Source organism: Pseudomonas sp. P106(2024) (assembly GCF_057480815.1).
Window position 1 is genome coordinate 53,302 of record NZ_JBLIYU010000018.1, and the last position, 15,187, is coordinate 68,488.

Sequence of the window (15,187 nt, forward strand, 5' to 3'; positions counted from 1 at the left end):
GCCGCGCCGCCTGCGTCCAACGAGAAAAACCGCCGGTCTGGAACAAGAAAAACTGATCATGAACCTCCGTTTCCTCGAAACCTTCGTCTGGGTCGCCCGGCTCAGGAGCTTCCGCCTCACCGCCGAGAAGCTGTTCACCACCCAGGCCTCGGTGTCCAGCCGCATCGCCGCGCTGGAGGCCGACCTGGGCGTGAAACTGCTGCTGCGCGACTCCCGCGGGGTCAGCCTGACGCCGGAAGGCGCCAAGGTGCTGGAGTACGCCGAGCGCATGCTCGACACCGCCAAGGCCATGAAGCAGTCACTGGACAGCGACCGGGCCAAGACCGGACGCATCCGCCTGGGGGTGATGGACACGGTCATCCACACCTGGATGAGCGCCCTGGTGGCGGAGCTGGGCGAGCGCTACCCGCAGGTGGAGATCGAGCTGGTGGCCGATACCGCGCTGAACCTGCGCGAGCAGCTGCAGAAGGGTTTTCTCGACGTGATCCTGCAGACCGACCTGCTGCGCGAGCAGTCGATCCGCAGCCACGACCTGGCGCGCTACCCGATGGGCTGGATCGTCGCCGCCGGCTCCCCGCACCACCGCACCTACGCCTCGCTGGCGGAACTGGCCCGCGAGCGCATCGTCACCTTCTCGAAGAACTCGCGACCGCACCAGGAGGTGCTAGGCCTGTTGCAGGCTGCCGGGGCCGAGGCGCCGCGCCTGAACTGCGTGAACTCGGTGGCGGCCATTACCCGCCTGCTGCGCGACGGCTTCGGCATCGGCGCACTGCCGCCGGCGCTGGTGGATGGCGAACTGAGCCGCGGCGAGCTGGTGTTGCTGGAGGGCTTGCAGCCACCGCCGAGCCTGGAGCTGGTGGTGGCCTGGCAGACCGGCGTGGCGCTGGTGGACGAGGTGGTCGGCGTGTGCCGGCAGGTGCTGGAGCGCTATGCGCGGGATGTGGGCGGGCAGCGGATCGTGCTGGTCTGAGCTGCCGCAGGGCCGGAAAAGCTAGCGCCAGCTTTCCTTCACCGCCTTGCGCCGTCCACCAAGAATCACCCAGCCAATCACCAGCAACAGGCTCTCGACCACAAACGCCAGCACGAACCCGCTGCCGATCCCCCAGCCGATCGCCTCGGGCACCAGCAGGATCTGGTAGCTGTAGCCCTTGAGCGTCTCCTCGCGCAGTGCCGGCTCCGGCTGCACCAGCACATGCCAGGTGCGGCTCACCCACGAGCCCTGCAGGGCTTGCCATTCATGCTCGAGCAACTGGTTGCGGATCAGCAGGCTCTCGATGCTGTTGGCATCGCTGTTGAACACCGGATCGTCGCTGCCCCGGTAATGCCGCACCAGCGCCTGCAGGTCACCGTTGAAGAAGCGCTGCGCGGTCTGGCGGAAGCCGTCGAGCGCCTGGCGCGATTCGAGCAGGTGCGCCTCGACGCGCTGGCTGTAGTCCTTGACCAACCCCGGCACCTGGAGACCGGCCAGCAGGCCGAAGGTGAACAACAGCAAACGCAGGTAACTTCTGAACATGCAGCTTCCTTAACTCTGGCCGTGGGCAATGCACTCGCCATGCCGCCACAAGCCCCACTCACCCGGCCCGTAGCGGTTCCAGGTCTCATTCTCGGTCAGCGGCTCGGTGGCGATCACCGTGACCACGTCGTTGGGGGTGGTTTGCGTGTGGAAATCGACGATCAGGTCGACATCCTTCAGCCGCGCCGCGCCGAACGGTGCGCGGCGGGTGATGTGCACCAGTTTGGTCGAGCAGAAGCAGAACAGCCAGTCGCCGTCGCTGAGCAGGCAGTTGAACACGCCTTGGCCACGGTACCCGGCGCAGGCTTCGACCAGCACTGGCAGCAGTTGCTCGACCTCGACCGGCTCGGGGAAGGCTTCGCGCACGCGGTTGAGCAGGTCGCAGAAGGCCGCTTCGCTGTCGGTGTCGCCGATCGGCCGGTAGAACGTGCGCTGGCCGGTGAAATCGCCCAGCTGGCCGTTGTGCGCGAAGCACCAGTTGCGACCCCACAGCTCACGCACGAACGGGTGGGTGTTGGACAGGCAGACCTTGCCGACGTTGGCCTGGCGGATATGGCCGATGACCACTTCGCTCTTGATCGGGTAACGCTGCACCAGGTTGGCCACTTCCGACTCGCTGCTCGCCGCCGGGTCCTGGAACAGGCGCAGGCCGCGCCCTTCATAGAAACCGATGCCCCAGCCATCGCGGTGCGGGCCGGTGCGCCCGCCGCGCTGCATCAGGCCGGTGAAGCTGAAGACGATGTCGGTGGGGACGTTGGCGCTCATGCCAAGCAGTTCGCACATGTTGCGGCTCCTGGCTTAAAGTCGGGGTTCGACGCGGCCCTGCCCGGGCCCGGAGCGGCGCACGGGGGCGGGGGGCGGATCGTCGCGGTAGCGGTCTTGACGGTTGGCGGCCAGGGACGCTTCGGCCACGACCTCGTCTTCTTCCTTGGCCTGGCGCTGGGCGGCGGCCTCACGCTGGGCGCGGCGCTCGCGGGCACGCTTTTCCAGCGGCCAGCGGATCAGCACGAAGACGATGTACAGGGCAAAGGCGAGCATGCCGTACATGGCCAGGTCGGAGGCGGCGCGCCAGGCGTTGTTGCCGACCTTGAAGGCGACGTCCAGCGCGGTGATGGCAATGGCCGGGGCGAAGCTTTCCTTGACCGGGTCGACGATGGTCGGCGAGAACAGCAATACGGCGATGATCACCCGCAGCGGCTCGCGCAACCAGCGCCACATCCAGCCGGTCAGCTTGAAGCCCACCAGCAGGCAGCCCAGGGCGGCAACGGCGTACAGGCCCCAGGCGAGGGTATAGTCGTGTTCGGTCATGGTGTGGGTGCAAGCCAGGCAAAGAGATGCCTATGATAAACACTTTTCCCGGCGCAGGCTGCCCCCGCCCCGCAAGGGACCTGCAGCGGCCCTTCGCGGGGCAAGCCCGCTCCCACGTCCAGACCCCGATCAGGCGTGGGAGCGGGCTTGCACCGCGATGGGGTCCACAATCGATGAGATCACCCATGCCCCTACCCCTTCCCGCCCCGATCGCCCATCAAGCCGAAGGCCAAGACCCCTACGCCTGGCTGCAGCAGCGCGACACCCCCGAGGTCCTGGCCTACCTGGAAGCGGAAAACGCCTACCAGCAAGCCGTCCTCGCCGACCAGGCGCCGCTGCGTGAACAGCTGTTCGAAGAGATCAAGGGCCGCATCCTCGAGACCGACCTGTCGCTGCCCTCGCCCTGGGGCCCGTACCTCTACTACACCCGTACCACCGCGGGCGACGAATACCCGCGCCATTACCGCTGCCCGCGCCCGGCCGACGACAGCAACACCGTCGATGAAAACCGCGAGGAGCTGCTGCTCGATCCCAACGCCCTGGCCAATGGCGGCTTTCTTTCCCTCGGCGCCTTCAGCGTCAGCCCCGACCACCGCCTGCTGGCCTACAGCCTGGACACCAGCGGCGACGAGATCTACACCCTGTACGTCAAGGACCTGGCCAACGGCGCGCTGACCGCCCTGCCCTTCGACGACTGCGACGGCAGCATGACCTGGGCCAACGACAGCCAGACGTTGTTCTTCGCCGAACTGGACGACACCCACCGCCCCTGGCGCCTGCGCCGCCACACCCTGGGCGAGACCGACGCCGCCACGGTCTTCGAGGAGCCCGACGGGCGCTTCTTCCTGCACTGCTACCGCGCCAGCTCCGAGCGCCAACTGGTGCTGCTGCTCAACAGCAAGACCACCAGCGAGGCCTGGGTGCTCGATGCCGCCACGCCACAGGCTGATTTCACCTGCCTGGCGCCGCGGGTCGAAGGTCATGAGTACTTCCCCGACCACGGCCAGCTCGACGGTCAGTGGCGCTGGTTCGTGCGCAGCAACCAGGACGGCATCAACTTCGCCCTGTTCCACGCGCCGGCCGACAGCGTGCCGACCCGCGCGCAGTGGCAGGTGCTGGTGCCGCACCGTGACGACGTCATGCTCGAAGGGCTCAGCCTCAATGCCACGGCGTTGTCCCTGAGCCTGCGCGAAGGCGGCCTGCCGATCATCGAAGTGCACCCGCAAGGCCTGCCGGCTTACCGCGTCGAGCTGCCGGACGCCGCCTACAGCCTCTACGTGCAGGACAGCCTGGAATTCGCCAGCACACGCATCCGCCTGCGCTATGAAGCCCTCAACCGCCCGGCCCAGGTGCGCCAGCTGGACCTGGCCACGGGCGCCCAGCAGGTGCTCAAGCAGACTCCGGTGCTCGGCGCCTTCGACGCCGACGACTACATCAGCCAGCGTCTGTGGGCGGTGGCCAAGGACGGCACTCGGGTACCGATCAGCCTGGTGCGCCGTCGCGCTGACGAAGGCAAGACGGTGCCGCTCTATCTCTACGGCTACGGCGCCTACGGCGAGAGCCTCGACCCGTGGTTCTCCCATGCCCGCCTGAGCCTGCTGGAGCGCGGCGTGGCCTTCGCCATCGCCCATGTGCGCGGCGGCGGCGAGCTGGGCGAGGCCTGGTACCGGGCCGGCAAGCAGGAGCACAAGCACAACAGCTTCGACGACTTCATCGCTTGCGCCGAGCACCTGATCGCCGAAGGCGTGACCACCCGCGAACGCCTGGCGATCAGCGGTGGCAGTGCCGGTGGTCTGCTCATGGGCGCGGTGCTCAACCTACGCCCCGAGCTATTCCGTTGCGCCATCGCCGAAGTGCCGTTCGTCGATGTGCTCAACACCATGCTCGACCCCGAGCTGCCGCTGACCGTCACCGAGTACGACGAATGGGGCAACCCCGAGGAGCCCGAGGTGTACGAGCGGATCAAGGCCTACGCGCCCTACGAGAACGTCAAGGCGCAGGCCTACCCGGCGCTGCTGGTGGTCGCCGGCTACAACGACAGCCGCGTGCAGTACTGGGAGGCGGCCAAGTGGGTGGCGCGCCTGCGCACGCGCAAGACCGACGACAACCTGCTGCTGCTCAAGACCGAGATGGGCGCGGGCCACGGCGGCATGAGCGGGCGCTACCAGGGGCTGCGCGATGTGGCGCTGGAGTATGCGTTCGTCTTCAATGAACTGGGCGTGGCGTAAAACGCGATTTTCGTTGTCATAGCGTCAAGCTGACGTGGGAGCGGGCTTGCCCCGCGATGAGGACAGACCAGGCAGCGTCATCGCCTGGTCGAACCTGATCGCGGGTCAAGCCCGCTGCCTCACTACTTACCCAGCAGTATGTGGCGCTTTCCAGACATTCGAAGAAGAACAACACATGCCCGACACCCAGCACCTGAACGCCGAAATCCGCGACATGCTCATGGACTGCGGCCTGTTCGACACCCTGCAGCCCGGTGACTTCCTCGCCGCCGCCGGCTACTTCAGCCTCGCCGCCGTGGCCCAGGGCCAGACCCTGTTCAGCGAAGGCGACGCCGGCACCTTCATGTGCATCCTCCATCGCGGCGTGGTCTCGGTGCGCAAGACCGACGGCAACGGCGCCCAGGTGGAGATCGCCACCCTGCGCAAGGGCCGGGCCTTCGGCGAGATGGCCGTGCTCGACGGCGAACGCCGCTCGGCCACCTGCGTGGCCGCCAGCGACTGCCAGCTGCTGACCCTGGGCAAGGACGCGCTGGAAAAGATGCTCAACGAAGCGCCGCGCATCGCCGCACGGATCATCCGCGCCCTCGCCGTGGCCTTGTCAAAACGCCTGCGCATGCAGGATGGCCAGCGCCTGGCGCAGCAAGTCTAGCGGCCCTTGTCAGGCGGTTTCGGCGGGTCCTGGCTCAGCCCGGGCAACGGCTGGTCCTTGGGTGGCCCCGGCAGCGGCATTGGCGGCAACAGCGGCGCGCCCGGCCGGTTGGCGCCGGCCTTGGGCGGCGTGCTCGGGGTGATCTGCGGGTAAGGGGTCGGCGTCGCGGTCCCGGGCGCCCCGGGAACCGTCGTGAGCGGCCGTTGCTGGCCCGCGGCGTCGGCCGTGGATACAGCGCCAAGCAACAACGCGGCGAGGATCGCATGCAACATCGGCAGCCTCCTGTCAGAAACCTCCCTACAGGCTACGCCCAATGGCGCGATTTTGCCTGTCCGCCCGGCCCACAGGCGCGCTAGACTCAACGGCATAACCGTCATTGCCCTGATCAGAAAAAAGGTAACACCATGAGCTCCACCTCCGACGCCACCGCCCGTCTCGACCGCATCCTCGCCGACGCCAAGCGCGACAAGGAAATGGGCTACCGCGACAAGGCGCTGAAGATGTATCCCCACGTCTGCGGCCGTTGCACCCGCGAGTTCTCCGGCAAACGCCTGTCGGAACTGACCGTGCACCACCGCGACCATAACCACGACAACAACCCCCAGGACGGCTCCAACTGGGAGTTGCTGTGCCTGTACTGCCACGACAACGAGCACGCCCGCTACACCGACCAGCAGTATTTCAGCGAAGGTTCGCTGAGCACGCCGAAAGTCGCCGTGGCCACACACAACCCGTTCGCCGGCCTGGCCGCGCTGATGAAGAAGGACTGAACGTCGATTCGCGCCCCCGGCGTGCCGGCAAGCCCGTATAATCGCGCTCTTTTTTTACGAAGGGCCCCGACACGTGGCGAACAAACGGTACAGCTGCATCGGCCTGTTCAACCCCAAATCCGCGGAAAACGTAGGCTCGGTGATGCGCGCCGCGGGCTGCTATGGCGTCAACTCGGTGTTCTACACCGGCAAGCGTTATGAGCGCGCCCGCGACTTCGTCACCGATACCAAGCGCGTGCACTACGACATCCCGCTGATCGGCATCGACGACCTGCAGCGCATCATTCCCCTGGGCTGCACCCCGGTGGCCGTGGAGCTGGTGGAAGGCGCACGGCCATTGCCTGAGTACACCCACCCGGACCGGGCGATCTACATCTTCGGGCCAGAGGATGGCTCGTTGAGCGAAGACGTGCGCGGCTGGTGCGAAGAGACGATCTACATCCCGACAGAAGGCTGCATGAACCTGGCGGCGACGGTGAATGTGGTGCTGTACGACCGCATGGCCAAAGGCTTGAACACCCGCTCGGGGCCGAAGTTCAAGTAGCCATCACGCCTTGCGCCCCTCAATCCGGCTCCCGTGCAAGCCTGGCGTCTACGCGGCGAAGCCGTTGTGCTTTTGCTTTGGCTTCTAAGCGCGCGATATTCCAGGCGACACAAATTGCGACTTCAGGAGGCCGAACGCAGGCCTTGCGGAGGGAGGTGACGGGCATGGATGCCCGTCAAGCGCTGGGGCCCAGGATGGGCCCTGCAGCGCGGTCCTCCCGGGAGCAAGGCCGGAGTGAGGGGACCCGGAGCGAAGCGCAGGGCCGGATGAATGGAGCGAGGATTTTTTGGTTCCTTTTTGATCCTTCAAAAAGGAACTCGCCGTAAGGGCGAAAAGGTGACTATGCGTCGACATCGCAAACGAATGCACTTACAACCATTAAAACCAGCGCCGACCGACTTTGACTTTGACTTTGACTTTGACTTTGACTTTGACTTTGACTTTGACTTTTAGAGCATGAGTTTTGAAAGTTATATGCGCATTCATTTGCGATGGTGACGCATAGTCACCTTTCCGCCCTTACGGCGGGTCCCTTTTTGAAGGATCAAAAAGGAACCAAAAAATCCTCGCTCCATTCATCCGGCCCCTACGCTTCGCTCCGGGGTCCCCTCACTCCGGACTTGCTCCCGGGAGGACCGCGCTGAACGCCCCATCCTGGGGCGCAGCGCTTGACGGGCATCCATGCCCGTCACCTCCCTCCGCAAGCCCTGCGTTCGGCCTCCTGAAGTCGCAATTGGTGTTGCCTGACCTACCGCGCGCTTAGAAGCAAAAGCAAAAGAACACCAGCAACAGCAACAGCAACAGCAACAGCAACAGCAACATCGAGACTTAGAAGTTCTCCACAGTCGTTCAGCCACGGCAGCCAAACCATGTCACGACTGATTAAATACGCTGATCAAAATTTTAATTACAACCAACATGCTCGCCAACGGCACCCACACCCAAATGTTATAAACCCACCTTGCTCAGGATAGCCTCGAAGTTGACCGGGTCAACCACGCGGGAAATTACACTGAACGCTTGCACGCTGGTCAAAGTCTGCTGGATATCACCCACCTGAGGAGACCTGGCAATGCACGATATCCATTGGACAACGGACGCACCGAAACATAATGTCCACGGCCTGGAGCGCGTCAGCTCCCTGGCTGGGGGCGCGTTGATGATCAGCAAGGGGCTGCGCCACGGTGGCCTGCTGGGGATGTTGCAGGTTGCCGTAGGCGGCTTGGCGCTGGCCCGTGGCGTGAGCGGGCATTGCTCGACCAAGGCATGGTGGTTGCGGCATCGCGCCGAATACCTGCGCCTGCATCGCGACATAGAACGAGGCGCTGCCGAGCTCAAGGCGCTGAAGGCCAGCGCCGAGGCGGCGACCCGTACCGCGACGGTGACTGGCGGTTGAAAGCATCGCGGGCAAGCCCGCTTCCACGAGCCCGCGTTCAAAATGATGTCCGGGGCCGTGGGAACGGGCTTGCCGCGATAGATCCTGCGCTTAGCGTAATACCTTGCTTTGCAATGCTTCGGACTGCCGCCCCAGCACGTTCTCGCTGATCTGCACGAACTCCTCGGTGCTGACGCTCGACAGGCGCATCAGCGCACGGGCGACGTCGTCCAGCGAGCGCTTGTCGTGGTGGTGCAGGCGGATCTCGCGATCCAGCGCCTGCAGCAGCAGCACGCCACGGGCCACCTGCGCGGCATCGGCCTTGGCGCCCTTGAGGTGGTTCACCTTGGCAGCCAGCTTGTGCTGACGGGCCTGCAGCGCCTCGTAGCGATCATCGCTCATGCCACCAGCGCGGCGCAGCAGCTCGGTGGCGTAATAGTCGGCCAGGCTCTCGCCCAGCCAGTCGCTGCCGTCGCGATCGTTGATCTGGGCGAACAGCTGCACCAATTCACGCAGCACCGGGCTGGTGCCGTTCTCGCTGACCAGCGGGCGCGTGCTGTGCAGATACAGCGAGTTGTTGCCGGCCAGCACGCCCCGCCACATCTCGTCACGGGCACCGACCAGCAGCAGCTTCGGTGGGTTGCGCGGGAACACCGCCTGCAACTGCGGCCAGATAAAGGTCAGCAGGGTCAGCGTGTCCATGCGCCGCATGCCCTGGCCTTGCGGCGCGGCCACGGTCACCTCTGTGACGCCCAGGCGCGCCCGACGACTGCCCAGGTTGCCGGCGAGCATCCAGCCGGTGGGCCGGTCGAACAGCCGCGACACATCGTCGATGCGAAATTTCTGCCGGCCGATACGTGGCCAGGCGGTTTCGACGCTTTTCCAGCCCGTCGGCAGGTCGAAGGTCAGCCGCGAGACCAGCTCGGTGCCATCCTGCTGGTCGAGGCGCGCCGGCGGCACCAGCTGGTCACCACGGAACAGCGCCCAGTGCGGCGTGATGCGCGCCTCATGGGCGCCGCCACGGGGTTGCTGGTCGAGCAGCACGCGGTAGCTGAGGCTGGTCTTGCCCGCCGCCGGGTGCCAGACGCCACGTCCGTTCTGCACCTGCCACTGGCCATCGGCGAGAAAGTCGCTGTAGGCACCAGGCTTGCCCAAGTCGAAGTCCAGGCTGCGCACCGCACTGCCGTCGGCCAGGGTCAGGCGCACCTCGGCCTGGCCGCTCTGCGGCAGCAGGCGCACCTGGTAATCGAGGTCGACCTTCTTCGCCAGGACCTGCGAACTGGCCAGCAGGCCGACAACCAGCAACAACAGGCGACGCATAAAAACTCCTTGTTTCCCGGACACTCAACCTGCGCGGAAGATCAGATGGTCTTCCCAGTCGTCTTCATCCACATCGTTCTCGCTGAGCATGCGCCCCGACCGGGAAATGCGCTGCTCGTGCACCTGCTGGCGATCACCGCTGACCAGGTGGTGCCAGGCCGGCAGGTCCTGTCCCTCGCTGACCAGGCGGTAACCGCAGGTGGGCGGCAGCCACTTGAACTGGTCGGCCTTGCCGGGGGTCAGCTGGATGCAGTCGGGGACGTGCTCGAAGCGATTGGGGTAGTCGCTGCACTGGCACGTCTGCAGGTCCAGCAGCTTGCAGGCGATACTCGTGTAATAGACGCTGTTGTCTTCCTCGTCCTCAAGTTTCTGCAGACAGCACAGGCCGCAGCCGTCGCAGAGCGACTCCCATTCCTGGTCATCGAGCTGGTCGAGGGTCTTGCGCCGCCAGAAGGGCGCGGTATCGGCGATCATCACACGGTTTCCTGCAGTCAACGTCAAGCCGCGGCGCGCGGCGGCGCCAGTCTAGAGGCAGTCCGGCGGCAACGCCAGACCGCTTGTCAGTGCTCACCGGACGCAGTAGCGTGCGGTATTTTCCCCCGCCCTTGCAGGAGCACCCATGAGCGCCACCCCACGCATCGCCGACTATGCCATCAACGAGCAGTTCATCAATCGCTGGTCGCCCCGCGCCTTCACCGCCGAGCCGATCAGCCAGGAAACCTTGCTGAGCTTCCTCGAGGCCGCGCGCTGGGCTCCGTCGGCCTACAACTCGCAGCCGTGGCGCTTCCTCTACGCCCGCCGCGACACGCCGAGCTGGGAACGCTACCTGGGCATCCTCAACGAGTTCAACCGCAGCTGGGCGCAGCACGCTTCGGCGCTGGTGCTGATCCTCTCCAAGACCACCTTCGCAGCGCCCGGCTCCGATGAAGAAAAGCCTGCGCTGTGGCACACCTTCGACACCGGCTCAGCCTGGGGCCATCTGGCGCTGCAGGCGAGCATCAGCGGCTGGCACAGCCATGGCATGGCCGGCTTCGACCAGGACCTGGCGCGCAGCGAGCTGAAGATCCCCGAGGGCTACGCGCTGCATGCGATGGTGGCGATCGGCAAGCTGGGCGACAAGGCGACCCTGGCCGAAGGCCTGCAGGCCCGCGAAGTGCCGAGCCCGCGCCGACCGCTGAGCGAGCTGGCGGCCGAAGGTGAGTTCAGCCTCTAAGGTTGTGATCGCCTCATCGCGAGGCAGGTGCCCGTGGAAACGGGCTTGCCCCGCGATGAGGTCGCATCAGGCAAACCTCTTTCAGTAACCCCTCGCGAAATCCACCTCGCCCCGCAGGGCCTGCTCCACCGCATAGGCCCGCGCATTCTCCACGAACAACCGCACCATCGCCGCCGGCGAGGTCGGCGCTGAGCTGTGCCCGGTCAGCAGCAGTCCCCAGGCGGTCCAGAACGGATGGCGCTGGGGCAATGGTTCCTGGCGGCAGACATCGATCACCGCGCCAGCCAGATGGCCCTGCTTGAGCGCTTCGACCAGATCGGCATCGACTACCGCCACGCCACGCCCGGCATTGATGAACAAGGCACTGGGCCGGAAGCACTTGAACAGCGCCGCATCGTACAGGTCATGGGTGGCCGGGGTATCGGGCAGCAGGTTGAGCACGTAGTCGGCCTGGCCGACCAGGCGCGGCAGCTGGTCGAGGCCCGCCACTTCGACGAAGGGCGCCTGCTTGCGGGCGCTGCTGGCCACACCGTGCAGGATGACACCGAACGGCACGAGGAACTCGGCCACCCGCTGGCCGATATCGCCGGTACCGACGATCAGCACCCGCCGCCCTTCCAGGGTCCGCCCCGGGCGGTCATCCCAGCGCCGCTCGACCTGGCTGACCAGTCGCGACAGCACATCGCGCTCATGGCCGAGCATGTAGGTGAGCATGTACTCGGCCATCACCTGGCCGAAGATGCCCACCGCCCGGGTCAGGCGGTAGTCGCGTGGCAGGCCGTCGGCCAGCAACGGGGTGATCCCGGCCCAGGTCGACTGCATCCAGCGAGGCTTGTGGCCCTGGCGCAACAGACTGGCCAGCAGGTCCGGCTGGCCCAGCCACACCGGGCAATCGGGGGCCAGGCGTGCCAGTTCGGCGGAGTCGCCGCTGGTCAGGACTTCCAGGTCCGGTGCCGCTTCGCCCAGCAGGCGAGCATAGTTGGCATGATCCTGTTCAGCGATCAGAACGCGCATGTGACACACAACCTTGGCAAACAACGGAAGCGGCCCGCCAGGCGGGCCGCAGGTAGAAAGGGAACCGAGCGCGCCTGGGTCAGGCCGGGTCGTTGCGACGCAGCAGCTCTTCGGGCAAGTGCTCGATGTAGTCGTCTTCCGGCGGTGGCATCTGCAGGTGGTAGCCCTGCTTGTCGAGGTTCTCCAGCACCTTGGCGATGTCCTCGCGGGCCAGTGTGCGCTCAGGCGTCAGCACCAGGTCGAAAGCATGCACCGGCTTGCCGAAGAATGGCAGCAGCGCCTCCGGCACACGCTCCAGGCCCTCGGCCTTGAGCACGTAGAGGTACATTTCATTCTTGCGTGGGCTCTTGTAGATCGAGCAGATACGTTTCATCGGGAATCTCCGGCGCCCGCCAGGTCGTCCAGCAGGGCCTGGCCCATGCGTTCGCGACGCCAGCCGCGCAGCGAATCGGGCAGTTGATAGGGACCGTCGGGGTAGCCGCTCTTGAGCAGGGCTTCGAGGGCTTTCTTGCGCAGCATCAGTTCCGGGGCGATGCCCAGCCGCTCACCCTCGGCCTGGCCGATGGCGCGCAGGCGCTTGAGGATGCCGGCGGCTTCGATCGGCAGCGGCTCGGGCAGCGGCTCTGGCCATTGCTCCTGCGGCTGGCTGGCGGCACGCTTGATCAGCTGGATCAGCTGCTCACCGTCCTGGCGGATGGTGCGCGGGTGCATCTCTTCGATTTTCGCCAGTGCCGACGGGCTGTCGGGCTGGCTCCTGGCCATGGGCCACAGCGAGTGTTCCTTGAGGATGCGGTTACGCGGCACATCGCGGCTGCGGGCCTCACGTTCGCGCCAGGCGCACAGTTCACGGAGCACCGCCAGTTGCTGGCGACCGAGCTTCCAGGCCAGCTTGACGTCGCGGTACAGGGTTTCGGGCTCGACTTCACGGCGCAGCGCGGCGACCAGTTCGGCGCCGTCTTCCAGCACCCAGGCGTACTTGTCATCCGACAGGCGCGGGCGCAGGGCATCGAACAGCTCGGCCAGGTGCACGGCGTCCTCGGCGGCGTAGCTCACCTGAGTGTCGGACAGCGGGCGCTGCAGCCAGTCGGAGCGGGTCTCGCCCTTGGGCAGCTCGAGCCCCAGCACCTCTTGCACCAGGCGCGAATAGCCCATGGAGAAACCGATGTTCAGGTAGCCGGCGGCCAGCTGGGTGTCGAACAACGGCTGGGGTAGCTTGCCGGTCAGGCGTAGCAGCACTTCCAGGTCTTCGCTGCAGGCATGCAGCACCTTGACCACGCCGCTGTCCTCGAGCAGCCCGGCCAGCGGCTGCCAGTCGCGGATCAGCAGGGGGTCGATGAGGTAGGCGCACTGGCCGACACCGATCTGGATCAGGCCGGCCTTTGGGTAGAAGGTGTCGACCCGCATGAATTCGGTGTCGAGGGCCACGAAGGGCTGTTCGCGCCAGCTTCGGCAGTGTTCGGCCAGGTTCTGGTCGTCACGGATCCAGTGTATTTCGATGGCCACGAGGCTCTCCCACTAACATTGGCGCGCAGTATATACGGCGCGGCCCCTGGGGGTGAAACCTCGCGCCATCCATGGTGCCGGGCGGTCGACCGCTCAGCGTTTGGCCGCCAGCCACGGCCGGCAGCTGGCGAACATGTCCAGCGATCGCTGGTAGACCTCGGTGCGCACCTGCAACAGCCCGAGCATCGAGTGGAACAGGTTGTCCTGGGACAGCGGCGCATCACGCAGCTTGCCCAGGCATTCGGTGTCCAGGCCGAAATCCTGGCGGTAGCTGTCGGAGAACCAGGCCAGCAGCGGCACGTGCTTTTGCTGGTCCGGCGCGATCATGTAGGGCGTGCCGTGCAGGAACAGGTTGTACTCGCCCAGCGATTCGCCATGGTCTGAAAGATAGATCATCGCGGTGTCGACCTTGTCCTGCCGGCTGCGCAAGGTGTCGATCAGGGTGGCCAGCACCTTGTCGGTGTAGGCCACGGTGTTGTCGTAGCCGTTGACGATCGCCTGCTGGCTGCACTGGTTCAGGGCGTTGCTGCGGCACACCGGGGTGAATGCTTCGTTGCCCGCGGGGTAGCGCTTGAAGTATTCGGGGCCATGGCTGCCCATCTGGTGCAGCACCAGCACGGTGTCCTGGTCGAGGTTGTCCAGCAGCTCGGCCAGGCCCTGCAGCAGGATCTCGTCATGGCACTCGCCACTGGCGCACAGCGCCGGGTCCTTGAGGTTGCTCACATCGATAAATTGCACCCGGTCGCAGGTGCCCTTGCAGCCGGACTGGTTATCACGCCACTGCACCGCCAACCCTGCGCGCTGGAGGATGTCGAGCAACCCTTCACGGTTCTTGGCCACGCGTGCGTCGTAGTCCTTGCGCGGCATGCCGGAGAACATGCAGGGCACCGACACGGCGGTCTCGGTGCCGCAGGAATGGACATCGGTGAAGCTCAGCAGGCCCTGCTCCTTGGCCAGCCGTGGCGTGGTGTCGCGGGCATAGCCGAGCAGGCCGAAGTTATCCGCCCGGGCACTTTCACCGACCACCAGCACGGTCAGTGACTTGCGTGCGTGCTGCTGCCAGGCGCTGTCGCGACGGGCATCTTCGCCATATGGCTGGAACGGCCGGGTGGCGCTGCCCACTTGCTCGCTGACATAGCCGATGGAAGCCCCGACGATATTGCTCGGCGTGAGCATCAGGCGCAGTTCATGGTGATTGCGAAACAGCGACGCCAACCCCTGATAGTTGACCAGCGCTACCGAACCCAAGGCTGCGACGCAGGCACCGCTGACCACCAGCTTGCCCAGCAGCTCGCGGTGCCAGGGGCGATAGTCGATCCTGGCCTTCCATACCAGCAGCGACGGCAGCACACCCAGCAGCAGGATATAAACGGCAAACTTCAGCGAGAGCAGGTCGCGCACTTCCGCGACATTGGTTTCAGCGACATTGCGGAACATGCCGGCATCAATAAGCACACCATATTGATTCATGAAGTAAGCGACACTTGCGCCACTGATGAACAACACGATCAATACCGGCTTCAGTACATAACGAAACGCCAGCAAGGTGAGTATGAGATTGAAGGCGAACAGCATCAGCACGGCGAATGCCAGGCTCAGCCACAACCCCACCATGCCCGGCGGCACGATGGACTCCAGGTGTTGCCAAAGCAAGGTGTTGAAGCCGATCAACAGGTACAGGCTGGCCAGCAGCGTGACCCATTCGGTCCGCAGGGATTTGAGTTTCAGCATGGCGTTCGCAATAAGAGTT

General features: G+C 65.5%; 17 protein-coding genes. 7 read left to right on the forward strand and 10 right to left on the reverse strand.

The window, feature by feature from the left end; genetic code table 11:
- Positions 1–58: 58 nt before the first annotated feature.
- Complete coding sequence (locus AC25M7_RS22470) at positions 59–970, forward strand: LysR family transcriptional regulator (RefSeq protein ID WP_050706836.1); 912 nt, start codon at positions 59–61, stop codon at positions 968–970.
- Positions 971–991: 21 nt separating this feature from the next.
- Here AC25M7_RS22470 and AC25M7_RS22475 read toward each other — a convergent pair whose 3' ends face one another.
- From AC25M7_RS22475 to AC25M7_RS22485, 3 genes are read right to left on the reverse strand one after another with little or no spacing between them, the layout of a single operon-like run.
- Positions 992–1,513: a DUF2937 family protein gene (locus AC25M7_RS22475; RefSeq protein ID WP_028693034.1), complete on the reverse strand. Its 522-nt coding sequence runs from the start codon at positions 1,511–1,513 to the stop codon at positions 992–994.
- Positions 1,514–1,522: 9 nt separating this feature from the next.
- Positions 1,523–2,296, reverse strand: a complete 774-nt coding sequence (locus tag AC25M7_RS22480) for a class II glutamine amidotransferase (protein ID WP_028693033.1) — start codon at positions 2,294–2,296, stop codon at positions 1,523–1,525.
- Between the two features lie 15 nt (positions 2,297–2,311).
- Positions 2,312–2,821, reverse strand: coding sequence for a hypothetical protein (locus AC25M7_RS22485; RefSeq protein WP_062360569.1), 510 nt, complete (start codon positions 2,819–2,821; stop codon positions 2,312–2,314).
- A 185-nt stretch (positions 2,822–3,006) separates the two neighbouring features.
- Between AC25M7_RS22485 and AC25M7_RS22490 the strand changes: the two genes are divergently transcribed.
- Positions 3,007–5,049, forward strand: a complete 2,043-nt coding sequence (locus AC25M7_RS22490; RefSeq protein WP_232853643.1) for a S9 family peptidase — start codon at positions 3,007–3,009, stop codon at positions 5,047–5,049.
- 175 nt (positions 5,050–5,224) lie between these two features.
- A complete protein-coding gene (locus tag AC25M7_RS22495; protein ID WP_028693030.1) occupies positions 5,225–5,698 on the forward strand; it encodes a cyclic nucleotide-binding domain-containing protein in 474 nt (157 codons plus the stop codon).
- Here the strand turns inward: AC25M7_RS22495 and AC25M7_RS22500 are convergent.
- Positions 5,695–5,970 (reverse strand): hypothetical protein, encoded by a 276-nt coding sequence (locus AC25M7_RS22500; protein WP_028693029.1) that lies wholly within the window; start codon positions 5,968–5,970, stop codon positions 5,695–5,697. The two genes, AC25M7_RS22495 and AC25M7_RS22500, sit on opposite strands and share 4 nt — an antisense overlap.
- 132 nt (positions 5,971–6,102) lie before the next feature.
- Here AC25M7_RS22500 and AC25M7_RS22505 point away from each other — a divergent pair, with 132 nt between their 5' ends.
- The 3 genes from AC25M7_RS22505 (at position 6,103) to AC25M7_RS22515 (ending at position 8,408) form a co-directional block, all read left to right on the forward strand.
- The gene (locus AC25M7_RS22505) at positions 6,103–6,468 is read left to right on the forward strand and encodes a YajD family HNH nuclease (RefSeq protein ID WP_023632486.1); all 366 of its coding nucleotides are present in this window, start codon (positions 6,103–6,105) and stop codon (positions 6,466–6,468) included.
- Positions 6,469–6,541: 73 nt separating this feature from the next.
- Positions 6,542–7,012, forward strand: coding sequence for an RNA methyltransferase (locus AC25M7_RS22510; protein ID WP_028693028.1), 471 nt, complete (start codon positions 6,542–6,544; stop codon positions 7,010–7,012).
- Positions 7,013–8,084: 1,072 nt separating this feature from the next.
- Positions 8,085–8,408 carry a YgaP-like transmembrane domain gene (locus AC25M7_RS22515; protein WP_028693027.1) on the forward strand — a complete coding sequence of 108 codons (324 nt, stop codon included), beginning with the start codon at positions 8,085–8,087 and terminating at the stop codon, positions 8,406–8,408.
- Positions 8,409–8,498: 90 nt separating this feature from the next.
- Here the strand turns inward: AC25M7_RS22515 and AC25M7_RS22520 are convergent, their stop codons facing one another.
- Positions 8,499–9,707 (reverse strand): M61 metallopeptidase family protein, encoded by a 1,209-nt coding sequence (locus AC25M7_RS22520; protein ID WP_088852718.1) that lies wholly within the window; start codon positions 9,705–9,707, stop codon positions 8,499–8,501.
- Positions 9,708–9,731: 24 nt separating this feature from the next.
- Complete coding sequence (locus tag AC25M7_RS22525) at positions 9,732–10,181, reverse strand: YcgN family cysteine cluster protein (RefSeq protein WP_028693025.1); 450 nt, start codon at positions 10,179–10,181, stop codon at positions 9,732–9,734.
- Positions 10,182–10,326: 145 nt separating this feature from the next.
- Here AC25M7_RS22525 and AC25M7_RS22530 point away from each other — a divergent pair, with 145 nt between their 5' ends.
- Entirely contained in the window at positions 10,327–10,920 is a 594-nt protein-coding gene (locus AC25M7_RS22530; protein WP_069016398.1) for a nitroreductase family protein, read from the forward strand.
- Between the two features lie 81 nt (positions 10,921–11,001).
- Here AC25M7_RS22530 and AC25M7_RS22535 read toward each other — a convergent pair whose 3' ends face one another.
- From AC25M7_RS22535 to AC25M7_RS22550, 4 genes are all read right to left on the reverse strand, one after another.
- Positions 11,002–11,934, reverse strand: a complete 933-nt coding sequence (locus AC25M7_RS22535; protein WP_028693023.1) for a D-2-hydroxyacid dehydrogenase — start codon at positions 11,932–11,934, stop codon at positions 11,002–11,004.
- Positions 11,935–12,013: 79 nt separating this feature from the next.
- Positions 12,014–12,307, reverse strand: a complete 294-nt coding sequence (locus AC25M7_RS22540) for a YcgL domain-containing protein (RefSeq protein ID WP_028693022.1) — start codon at positions 12,305–12,307, stop codon at positions 12,014–12,016.
- On the reverse strand, positions 12,304–13,437 hold the full coding sequence (rnd, locus tag AC25M7_RS22545) for a ribonuclease D (protein ID WP_028693021.1): 1,134 nt from the start codon (positions 13,435–13,437) through the stop codon (positions 12,304–12,306). Before rnd ends, AC25M7_RS22540 begins: the two co-directional genes overlap by 4 nt.
- Positions 13,438–13,530: 93 nt before the next feature.
- Positions 13,531–15,168, reverse strand: a complete 1,638-nt coding sequence (locus AC25M7_RS22550; RefSeq protein ID WP_028693020.1) for a phosphoethanolamine transferase — start codon at positions 15,166–15,168, stop codon at positions 13,531–13,533.
- Positions 15,169–15,187 lie beyond the last annotated feature (19 nt).